The following is a 2,486-nucleotide window of genomic DNA, read 5'->3' as shown; positions in this document are numbered from 1 at the left end:
CCGGTACGTTCAGCAGGCGCCGTAGGAGCAAATCCTCCCCAGGAATCTCTCAGGCCCACGTACCGCCACGGCGAGGCAACTCTGGAAAGCAGTCCGGGAAACCGGGCTCACCGACGGTGCAAGTGGAGCCCGGAAACAACGGGCAAAGCGGAAACTCTCAGGTCCAATACAGAGCGGGGAGGAACCCAGATCATCGTGGCTTCATGGCCACCTGAACTTCGGAGTTCCTTCCATGACAATCCAGTCATCCGTCCCCACATTCGCAGACCGTCACATCGGCGCCCGCCGCCAGAGTGATATCGATGCCATGCTCAAGGCCGTCGGGTATGACAGCCTCGATGGGCTGGTAGACAGCGCGGTTCCCGATTCCATCCGCCAGGAACGGCCGCTGAAGCTGGACAGCGCACTCAGCGAGGTCGAGGTACTGAACGCGCTGCGCACGCTGGCCGGCAAGAACAAGACCGCCGTGCAGATGATCGGCCAGGGCTACTACGACACCGTGACTCCCCCGGTGATCCGCCGGAACGTGCTTGAAGCTCCCGCCTGGTACACCGCCTACACCCCGTACCAGCCGGAAATCTCCCAGGGCCGCCTTGAAGCCCTCCTGAACTTCCAGACCATGGTCCAGGACCTCACCGCACTTCCGGTGGCCAACGCGTCCCTGCTCGATGAGGCCACCGCCGTTGCCGAGGCTGTGCTGCTGATGCGCCGGGCCAACAAAAACAAGTCGGCCAGGGACGGCAAGACAGTCCTCGACGCCGACTGCCTCCCCCAGACCATCGCGGTTGTCCTCGGCCGCGCCGAAGCGCTCGGCTTCGAGGTTGAGGTCGCGGACCTCTCGCAGGGACTGCCCAGCGGTGACATCAACGGCGTCGTCCTCCAGCAGCCCGGCGTCTCCGGCCGCGTCTGGGACCAGTCCGCCGTCATCACCGAAGCGAAGGAGCGCGGCGCCCTCGTGACGGTCGCCGCCGACCTCCTCGCCCTGACGCTCATCACCCCTCCGGGTGAGCAGGGCGCGGACATCGCCGTCGGATCCGCCCAGCGACTCGGCGTTCCCCTGTTCTTCGGCGGCCCGCACGCCGCGTACATGGCCGTCCGCGAAGGCATGGAGCGCACCCTCCCGGGCCGGATTGTCGGTGTCTCCCGGGACAACGCCGGCGTCCCCGCCTACCGGCTGGCCCTCCAGACCCGCGAACAGCACATCCGCCGCGAGAAGGCCACCTCCAACATCTGCACGGCGCAGGCCCTGCTGGCCATCGTCTCCTCGTTCTACGCCGTCTACCACGGCCCGGACGGGCTGAAGGCCATCGCCGAGACGGTCCACACCAACGCCCGCACCCTCGCCACCACCCTGCGGGCTGCCGGCTGGGAGCTGGGAAGCGATTCCTTCTTCGACACCCTCACCGTCCGCGTACCCCGCGAGGCCTCCAAGGTCATCTCCGCCGCCGAGGCCAGGGGCATCAACCTCCGCCGCATCGACGCGGACACCGTCGGCATTTCCGTTGATGAAACGACGACGCCGGAGACCCTCTCAGCCGTGTCCGCCGCCTTCGGCGCCGGTCCGGTCAGGGAGGCCGCCGGCTTCGAGCTGCCTGCTGAGGTGCTGCGCACCTCCGATTACCTGCAGCACCCGGTCTTCAACACCCACCGTTCCGAGACCCAGCTGCTGCGCTACATCCGCAGGCTCTCCGACCGGGACCTGGCGCTGGACCGCACCATGATCCCGCTGGGCTCCTGCACCATGAAGCTCAACGCCACGGCCGAGATGGAAGCCATCTCCTGGCCCGAATTCGCGTCGATCCACCCCTTCGCGCCCGATTCGCAGACCGAAGGCTGGCGTGAACTGATCTCCGGCCTGGAAGCCGATCTCGCCGAGATCACCGGCTACGACCAGGTGTCCATCCAGCCCAACGCCGGCTCGCAGGGTGAGCTCGCCGGCCTGCTCGCCATCCGCGGCTACCACTCCTCCCGCGGCGAAGGCCAGCGGAACGTCTGCCTGATTCCCGCCTCCGCCCACGGCACCAACGCCGCCTCCGCCGTCCTGGCGGGCATGAAGGTGGTTGTCGTGGCCACCGCCGCAGACGGCACCATTGACCACGCGGACCTCAACGCCAAGATCGAAGCCAACCGGGACGCCCTGTCGGCCATCATGATCACCTACCCATCCACGCACGGCGTGTACGACGCCGATGTCCGCGAGGTCTGCGACGCCGTACACGCAGCCGGCGGCCAGGTCTACGTGGACGGTGCCAACCTGAACGCCCTCGTGGGCCTCGCCCAGCCCGGCAAGTTCGGCGGCGACGTCTCGCACCTGAACCTGCACAAGACCTTCTGCATCCCGCACGGAGGCGGCGGACCCGGCGTGGGTCCGGTGGCCGCGAAGGCGCACCTGGCGCCATTCATGCCCGGTGACGCGAACAGCCAGGGTTCCACCGGCGGCGCCACCGGTGTTCCCATCTCCGCCTCACGCTTCGGCTCGGCCGGTG

Annotated in this window: 1 protein-coding gene and 1 riboswitch; the gene reads left to right on the top strand. The window is 67.8% G+C overall.

Annotated features, from left to right (window positions below; translation table 11 throughout):
- Positions 1-71: 71 nt before the first annotated feature.
- Positions 72-182, top strand: a riboswitch (glycine riboswitch).
- A gap of 50 nt (positions 183-232) precedes the next feature.
- On the top strand, positions 233-2,486 hold a 2,254-nt coding region (gene gcvP, locus X803_RS18060), incomplete at its 3' end, for an aminomethyl-transferring glycine dehydrogenase (protein ID WP_035778078.1).

The organism is Arthrobacter sp. 35/47, from assembly GCF_000520475.1.
Classification (GTDB): Bacteria; Actinomycetota; Actinomycetes; order Actinomycetales; family Micrococcaceae; genus Arthrobacter_D; species Arthrobacter_D subterraneus.
This window is presented reverse-complemented; position numbering and strand designations above follow the sequence as displayed.